2 protein-coding genes, 2 tRNA genes and 3 rRNA genes are annotated in these 8,745 nt (G+C 53.7%); all 7 read left to right on the plus strand.

What is annotated here, in order from left to right; genetic code table 11:
* Positions 1–12: 12 nt before the first annotated feature.
* Positions 13–1,359 (plus strand): aspartate aminotransferase family protein, encoded by a 1,347-nt coding sequence (locus tag AB7M23_RS09290; protein ID WP_065761678.1) that lies wholly within the window; start codon positions 13–15, stop codon positions 1,357–1,359.
* 70 nt (positions 1,360–1,429) lie between these two features.
* On the plus strand, positions 1,430–2,923 hold the full coding sequence (locus AB7M23_RS09295; protein ID WP_065761679.1) for a CoA-acylating methylmalonate-semialdehyde dehydrogenase: 1,494 nt from the start codon (positions 1,430–1,432) through the stop codon (positions 2,921–2,923).
* Positions 2,924–3,497: 574 nt separating this feature from the next.
* Positions 3,498–5,034: ribosomal RNA gene (locus tag AB7M23_RS09300) — 16S ribosomal RNA — on the plus strand.
* 84 nt (positions 5,035–5,118) lie between these two features.
* Positions 5,119–5,195: transfer RNA gene (locus AB7M23_RS09305), tRNA-Ile, on the plus strand.
* A 6-nt stretch (positions 5,196–5,201) separates the two neighbouring features.
* Positions 5,202–5,277: transfer RNA gene (locus AB7M23_RS09310), tRNA-Ala, on the plus strand.
* A 254-nt stretch (positions 5,278–5,531) separates the two neighbouring features.
* Positions 5,532–8,422, plus strand: a 23S ribosomal RNA gene (locus AB7M23_RS09315).
* Positions 8,423–8,558: 136 nt separating this feature from the next.
* Positions 8,559–8,674: ribosomal RNA gene (rrf, locus tag AB7M23_RS09320) — 5S ribosomal RNA — on the plus strand.
* The 16S, 23S and 5S rRNA genes sit together here with 2 tRNA genes alongside, the layout of an rRNA operon.
* The last annotated feature ends 71 nt before the right edge of the window (positions 8,675–8,745 follow it).

Consider the following 8,745-nt stretch of genomic DNA (forward strand, 5'->3'; position numbering starts at 1 on the left):
GAGGTTTGTCCGATGAACATGCCTGAACACGCACCGAACGGTCTGGCCAGCCAGCTCAAGCTGGATGCGCACTGGATGCCGTATACCGCCAATCGTAACTTCCAGCGTGATCCGCGCCTGATCGTCGCCGCTGAAGGCAGTTATCTGACCGATGACAAGGGCCGCAAGATCTACGACGCACTGTCGGGCTTGTGGACCTGCGGTGCCGGCCATACCCGCAAGGAAATCCAGGAAGCCGTGTCGCGTCAGTTGGGTGTCCTCGACTATTCGCCAGCCTTCCAGTTTGGTCATCCGCTGTCGTTCCAACTGGCCGAGAAGATCACCGACCTGACCCCGGGCAATCTGAACCACGTTTTTTATACCAACTCGGGCTCTGAGTGCGCCGACACCGCCGTGAAGATGGTGCGTGCCTACTGGCGCTTGAAAGGTCAGGCGACCAAGACCAAGCTGATCGGTCGTGCCCGTGGCTATCACGGCGTGAACATTGCCGGTACCAGCCTCGGCGGGGTGAATGGCAACCGCAAGATGTTCGGCCAGTTGCTGGACGTCGATCACCTGCCTCACACCGTGCTGGCCAGCAACGCCTTTACCAAGGGTATGCCTGAAGAAGGCGGTATCGCCCTGGCTGATGAGATGCTCAAGCTGATCGAGCTGCATGACGCCTCGAACATTGCTGCGCTGATCGTTGAGCCGCTGGCAGGGTCTGCAGGCGTATTGCCGCCACCGAAGGGCTATCTGAAGCGTTTGCGCGAGATCTGTGACCAGCACAACATTCTGCTGATCTTCGATGAAGTGATTACCGGTTTTGGTCGCATGGGGGCGAACTTTGGCGCTGAGGCCTTTGGTGTTACGCCAGACCTGATGTGTATCGCCAAGCAGGTCACAAACGGCGCCATTCCGATGGGGGCCGTGATTGCCAGTACTGAGATCTACCAGACCTTCATGAACCAGCCGACTCCCGAGTATGCAGTGGAGTTCCCCCATGGCTATACCTACTCGGCGCACCCAGTTGCCTGCGCGGCAGGTATTGCGGCCTTGGACCTGTTGCAGAAAGAAGGCCTGGTTCAGGCTGCCGCTGAGCTGGCGCCGCACTTCGAGAGCGTGCTGCACGGCGTGAAGGGTGCGAAGAACATCGTTGATATTCGTAACTACGGCTTGGCGGGTGCGATCCAGATTGCTGCGCGTGACGGCGATGCCATCGTTCGCCCTTATGAAGCAGCGATGAAACTGTGGAAAGCCGGTTTCTACGTCCGCTTCGGCGGTGACACCCTGCAGTTCGGACCAACCTTCAACGCTAAGCCGCAGGAGCTGGACCGTCTGTTCGATGCAGTCGGCGAAGCGCTGAACCAGGTCGACTGAGCCCTTCTATATATAAGTAGCAGGCGCGGGCAGCCCCGCGCCTGGACTAGCACCCTCTCTGGAGTTCTGCATGAGCATTGTTCAACATTTGATCAACGGCGATCTGGTGTCTGGCGGCGAGCGTACCGCCGAGGTCTTTAACCCGTCCACGGGTCAGGTTATCCACAAGGTAGCGTTGGCCAGCAAGGAAACGGTCCAACAGGCTATCGATGCCGCCAAGGCAGCGTTCCCTGCCTGGCGCAATACACCTGCGGCCAAACGCGCTCAGATAATGTTCCGCTTCAAGCAACTGCTGGAAAAGAACGAAGCGCGTATCTCCCAGTTGATCAGCGAAGAGCACGGCAAGACCCTGGAAGACGCCGCTGGTGAACTGAAGCGGGGTATCGAGAACGTTGAGTTTGCCTGTGCCGCACCCGAAGTACTGAAGGGTGAGTACAGCCGCAATGTCGGCCCGAACATTGACGCCTGGTCCGACTTTCAGCCGCTGGGTGTGGTTGCCGGCATCACTCCGTTCAACTTCCCGGCGATGGTTCCACTGTGGATGTACCCACTGGCCATCGTTTGTGGCAACTGCTTCATCCTCAAACCGTCTGAGCGTGACCCAAGCTCGACGTTACTGATTGCTCAACTGTTGCAAGAGGCTGGCCTGCCTGACGGTGTGCTCAACGTGGTGCACGGCGACAAGGTTGCCGTGGATGCCCTGATTGAAGCACCTGAAGTCAAAGCACTGAGCTTTGTAGGTTCTACGCCAATCGCGGAGTACATCTATAAAGAAGGCGCTGCCCGTGGCAAGCGCGTACAAGCGCTGGGTGGTGCGAAGAACCACGCAGTACTGATGCCGGATGCCGACCTGGATAACGCGGTCAGCGCACTGATGGGTGCCGCTTACGGTTCCTGTGGCGAGCGTTGCATGGCGATCTCGGTTGCCGTATGTGTCGGTGACCAGGTCGCTGATGCATTGGTGGCCAAGCTGGTGCCACAGATCAAGGCGCTGAAAATCGGTGCAGGCACTTCCTGTGGTCTGGACATGGGGCCGTTGGTTACCGGGCAGCATCGCGACAAGGTGGCAGGCTATGTGGAAGACGGTCTCAAGGCCGGTGCCGAACTGGTTGTTGATGGTCGCGGCCTGAGTGTCGCCGGTCATGAGGAAGGCTTCTTCCTGGGGGGCTGCCTGTTTGACCGCGTGACGCCAGAGATGCGCATCTATAAAGAAGAGATCTTCGGGCCAGTGCTGTGCGTCGTACGGGTTAACAGCCTGGAGGAAGCAATGCAGCTCATCAACGAGCACGAGTACGGCAATGGCACATGTATCTTCACTCGCGACGGTGAGGCCGCTCGCTTGTTCTGCGACGAAATCGAAGTGGGTATGGTCGGTGTCAACGTGCCGCTGCCGGTACCGGTGGCTTACCACAGCTTTGGTGGCTGGAAGCGTTCGCTGTTCGGTGACCTGCATGCATATGGCCCGGATGGGGTGCGTTTCTACACCCGCCGCAAGGCAATCACTCAGCGCTGGCCACAACGCGCCAGCCATGAGGCTTCGCAGTTCGCATTCCCAAGCCTGTAAGTGCGGCTAGAAAGAGAGGGGAGGCCGTAAGGCCTCCCCTCTCTTGTTTTAGCCTATTTGGGCGTGATGCATAGAAACGTTACAGATAGTCCTTGACGTGCTGTTTTATATCTCTATAATTCGCCCCACTTCCGGCGCAGTCGAAACGGAAAACTTCTTGTTAATCAACGAGTTAGATGTTTAGTGATGGTGCTGGAAGTGCTTCGGTCGAATAGATCGGCAGCGGTGAAAAAGGTGGTTGACAGCGACTTGAAACGCTGTAGAATTCGCCTCCCGCTAACGAGAGATCGAAGCGAGTCAAGTGGTTGAAGTTGAACGGAAAATTTTGAAAAACTTCAAAATAAACGCTTGACAGAGACAGAGGAAAGCGTAGAATGCGCGCCTCGGTTGAGACGAAAAGCTCTTAACCAACCGCTCTTTAACAATCGAATCAAGCAATTCGTGTGGGTGCTTGTGAAATCAGACTGATAGTCAAAAAGATTATCAGCATCACAAGTGACTACACGAGAAATCGAAATAGTCATTTGAGATTGCTGAGCCAAGTTTAGGGTTTTCTCAAAACCCAAGCAGTATTGAACTGAAGAGTTTGATCATGGCTCAGATTGAACGCTGGCGGCAGGCCTAACACATGCAAGTCGAGCGGATGACGGGAGCTTGCTCCTTGATTCAGCGGCGGACGGGTGAGTAATACCTAGGAATCTGCCTGATAGTGGGGGACAACGTTTCGAAAGGAACGCTAATACCGCATACGTCCTACGGGAGAAAGCAGGGGACCTTCGGGCCTTGCGCTATCAGATGAGCCTAGGTCGGATTAGCTAGTTGGTGAGGTAATGGCTCACCAAGGCGACGATCCGTAACTGGTCTGAGAGGATGATCAGTCACACTGGAACTGAGACACGGTCCAGACTCCTACGGGAGGCAGCAGTGGGGAATATTGGACAATGGGCGAAAGCCTGATCCAGCCATGCCGCGTGTGTGAAGAAGGTCTTCGGATTGTAAAGCACTTTAAGTTGGGAGGAAGGGCAGTAAGCTAATACCTTGCTGTTTTGACGTTACCGACAGAATAAGCACCGGCTAACTCTGTGCCAGCAGCCGCGGTAATACAGAGGGTGCAAGCGTTAATCGGAATTACTGGGCGTAAAGCGCGCGTAGGTGGTTCGTTAAGTTGGATGTGAAATCCCCGGGCTCAACCTGGGAACTGCATCCAAAACTGGCGAGCTAGAGTAGGGCAGAGGGTGGTGGAATTTCCTGTGTAGCGGTGAAATGCGTAGATATAGGAAGGAACACCAGTGGCGAAGGCGACCACCTGGGCTCATACTGACACTGAGGTGCGAAAGCGTGGGGAGCAAACAGGATTAGATACCCTGGTAGTCCACGCCGTAAACGATGTCAACTAGCCGTTGGAATCCTTGAGATTTTAGTGGCGCAGCTAACGCATTAAGTTGACCGCCTGGGGAGTACGGCCGCAAGGTTAAAACTCAAATGAATTGACGGGGGCCCGCACAAGCGGTGGAGCATGTGGTTTAATTCGAAGCAACGCGAAGAACCTTACCAGGCCTTGACATCCAATGAACTTTCCAGAGATGGATTGGTGCCTTCGGGAACATTGAGACAGGTGCTGCATGGCTGTCGTCAGCTCGTGTCGTGAGATGTTGGGTTAAGTCCCGTAACGAGCGCAACCCTTGTCCTTAGTTACCAGCACGTAATGGTGGGCACTCTAAGGAGACTGCCGGTGACAAACCGGAGGAAGGTGGGGATGACGTCAAGTCATCATGGCCCTTACGGCCTGGGCTACACACGTGCTACAATGGTCGGTACAGAGGGTTGCCAAGCCGCGAGGTGGAGCTAATCTCACAAAACCGATCGTAGTCCGGATCGCAGTCTGCAACTCGACTGCGTGAAGTCGGAATCGCTAGTAATCGCGAATCAGAATGTCGCGGTGAATACGTTCCCGGGCCTTGTACACACCGCCCGTCACACCATGGGAGTGGGTTGCACCAGAAGTAGCTAGTCTAACCTTCGGGGGGACGGTTACCACGGTGTGATTCATGACTGGGGTGAAGTCGTAACAAGGTAGCCGTAGGGGAACCTGCGGCTGGATCACCTCCTTAATCGACGACATCAGCTGCTTCATAAGCTCCCACACGAATTGCTTGATTCATTGAAGAAGACGATTAGGTTAGCAACCTTCGATTGGGTCTGTAGCTCAGTTGGTTAGAGCGCACCCCTGATAAGGGTGAGGTCGGCAGTTCGAATCTGCCCAGACCCACCAATTGCTGGGGCCATAGCTCAGCTGGGAGAGCGCCTGCCTTGCACGCAGGAGGTCAGCGGTTCGATCCCGCTTGGCTCCACCACCCCTCTTGCTCAACCGTGTCAAAGCTTAGAAATGAGCATTCCATTGTGATGATGGTGAATGTTGATTTCTGAACTTTTTCAGAATCGTTCTTTAAAAATTTGGGTATGTGATAGAAATAGACTGAATAGCACTTTCACTGGTGTTTATTCAGGCTAAGGTAAAATTTGTGAGTGTCTCTTAAGTCTTTAAGAGTATTGCGAATTTTCGGCGAATGTCGTCTTCACAGTATAACCAGATTGCTTGGGGTTATATGGTCAAGTGAAGAAGCGCATACGGTGGATGCCTTGGCAGTCAGAGGCGATGAAAGACGTGGTAGCCTGCGATAAGCTTCGGGGAGTCGGCAAACAGACTTTGATCCGGAGATCTCTGAATGGGGGAACCCACCTAGGATAACCTAGGTATCTTGTACTGAATACATAGGTGCAAGAGGCGAACCAGGGGAACTGAAACATCTAAGTACCCTGAGGAAAAGAAATCAACCGAGATTCCCTTAGTAGTGGCGAGCGAACGGGGACTAGCCCTTAAGTTGATTTGAGATTAGCGGAACGCTCTGGAAAGTGCGGCCATAGTGGGTGATAGCCCTGTACGCGAAAATCTCTTACCAATGAAATCGAGTAGGACGGAGCACGAGAAACTTTGTCTGAATATGGGGGGACCATCCTCCAAGGCTAAATACTACTGACTGACCGATAGTGAACTAGTACCGTGAGGGAAAGGCGAAAAGAACCCCGGAGAGGGGAGTGAAATAGATCCTGAAACCGTATGCGTACAAGCAGTGGGAGCCTACTTTGTTAGGTGACTGCGTACCTTTTGTATAATGGGTCAGCGACTTATATTCAGTGGCGAGCTTAACCGAATAGGGGAGGCGTAGCGAAAGCGAGTCTTAATAGGGCGTTTAGTCGCTGGGTATAGACCCGAAACCGGGCGATCTATCCATGGGCAGGTTGAAGGTTAGGTAACACTGACTGGAGGACCGAACCGACTACCGTTGAAAAGTTAGCGGATGACCTGTGGATCGGAGTGAAAGGCTAATCAAGCTCGGAGATAGCTGGTTCTCCTCGAAAGCTATTTAGGTAGCGCCTCATGTATCACTGTAGGGGGTAGAGCACTGTTTCGGCTAGGGGGTCATCCCGACTTACCAAACCGATGCAAACTCCGAATACCTACAAGTGCCGAGCATGGGAGACACACGGCGGGTGCTAACGTCCGTCGTGAAAAGGGAAACAACCCAGACCGTCAGCTAAGGTCCCAAAGTCATGGTTAAGTGGGAAACGATGTGGGAAGGCTTAGACAGCTAGGAGGTTGGCTTAGAAGCAGCCACCCTTTAAAGAAAGCGTAATAGCTCACTAGTCGAGTCGGCCTGCGCGGAAGATGTAACGGGGCTCAAACCATGCACCGAAGCTACGGGTGTCACTTAGGTGACGCGGTAGAGGAGCGTTCTGTAAGCCTGTGAAGGTGAGTTGAGAAGCTTGCTGGAGGTATCAGAAGTGCGAATGCTGACATGAGTAACGACAATGGGAGTGAAAAACTCCCACGCCGAAAGACCAAGGTTTCCTGCGCAACGTTAATCGACGCAGGGTTAGTCGGTCCCTAAGGCGAGGCTGAAAAGCGTAGTCGATGGAAAACAGGTTAATATTCCTGTACTTCTGGTTATTGCGATGGAGGGACGGAGAAGGCTAGGCCAGCTTGGCGTTGGTTGTCCAAGTTTAAGGTGGTAGGCTGAGATCTTAGGTAAATCCGGGATCTTAAGGCCGAGAGCTGATGACGAGTGCTCTTTAGAGCGCGAAGTGGTTGATGCCATGCTTCCAAGAAAAGCTTCTAAGCTTCAGATAACCAGGAACCGTACCCCAAACCGACACAGGTGGTTGGGTAGAGAATACCAAGGCGCTTGAGAGAACTCGGGTGAAGGAACTAGGCAAAATGGCACCGTAACTTCGGGAGAAGGTGCGCCGGTGAGGGTGAAGGACTTGCTCCGTAAGCCCATGCCGGTCGAAGATACCAGGCCGCTGCGACTGTTTATTAAAAACACAGCACTCTGCAAACACGAAAGTGGACGTATAGGGTGTGACGCCTGCCCGGTGCCGGAAGGTTAATTGATGGGGTTAGCTAACGCGAAGCTCTTGATCGAAGCCCCGGTAAACGGCGGCCGTAACTATAACGGTCCTAAGGTAGCGAAATTCCTTGTCGGGTAAGTTCCGACCTGCACGAATGGCGTAACGATGGCGGCGCTGTCTCCACCCGAGACTCAGTGAAATTGAAATCGCTGTGAAGATGCAGTGTATCCGCGGCTAGACGGAAAGACCCCGTGAACCTTTACTATAGCTTTGCACTGGACTTTGAATTTGCTTGTGTAGGATAGGTGGGAGGCTTTGAAGCGTGGACGCCAGTTCGCGTGGAGCCATCCTTGAAATACCACCCTGGCAACTTTGAGGTTCTAACTCAGGTCCGTCATCCGGATCGAGGACAGTGTATGGTGGGTAGTTTGACTGGGGCGGTCTCCTCCTAAAGAGTAACGGAGGAGTACGAAGGTGCGCTCAGACCGGTCGGAAATCGGTCGTAGAGTATAAAGGCAAAAGCGCGCTTGACTGCGAGACAGACACGTCGAGCAGGTACGAAAGTAGGTCTTAGTGATCCGGTGGTTCTGTATGGAAGGGCCATCGCTCAACGGATAAAAGGTACTCCGGGGATAACAGGCTGATACCGCCCAAGAGTTCATATCGACGGCGGTGTTTGGCACCTCGATGTCGGCTCATCACATCCTGGGGCTGAAGCCGGTCCCAAGGGTATGGCTGTTCGCCATTTAAAGTGGTACGCGAGCTGGGTTTAGAACGTCGTGAGACAGTTCGGTCCCTATCTGCCGTGGACGTTTGAGATTTGAGAGGGGCTGCTCCTAGTACGAGAGGACCGGAGTGGACGAACCTCTGGTGTTCCGGTTGTCACGCCAGTGGCATTGCCGGGTAGCTATGTTCGGAAGAGATAACCGCTGAAAGCATCTAAGCGGGAAACTTGCCTCAAGATGAGATCTCACTGGAGCCTTGAGCTCCCTGAAGGGCCGTCGAAGACTACGACGTTGATAGGTTGGGTGTGTAAGTGCTGTGAGGCATTGAGCTAACCAATACTAATTGCCCGTGAGGCTTGACCATATAACACCCAAGCAATTTGCGTCGAAAGGCCAGATTGCGGTGTTGTGAAGACGAAACGAACCGAAAGTTTGCGACTCACAACTATCACATACCCGATTTGCTGGAGCGTCGAAAGACGGTCTGGTACACAGAATTTCTTGACGACCATAGAGCATTGGAACCACCTGATCCCATCCCGAACTCAGCAGTGAAACGATGCATCGCCGATGGTAGTGTGGGGTTTCCCCATGTGAGAGTAGGTCATCGTCAAGATTAAATTCCGAAACCCCTATCTGCACATGCAGGTAGGGGTTTTGTCTTTGTGGCCTGGAAAACATCGCCAG

This window comes from Pseudomonas sp. HLS-6 TE3448, assembly GCF_053629555.1.

Excerpts from the sequence above, each read along its gene's own strand:
- AB7M23_RS09290 (WP_065761678.1), top strand. The coding sequence starts at position 13 with ATGAACATGCCTGAACACGCACCGAACGGTCTGGCCAGCCAGCTCAAG.
- AB7M23_RS09295 (WP_065761679.1), top strand. The coding sequence starts at position 1,430 with ATGAGCATTGTTCAACATTTGATCAACGGCGATCTGGTGTCTGGCGGC.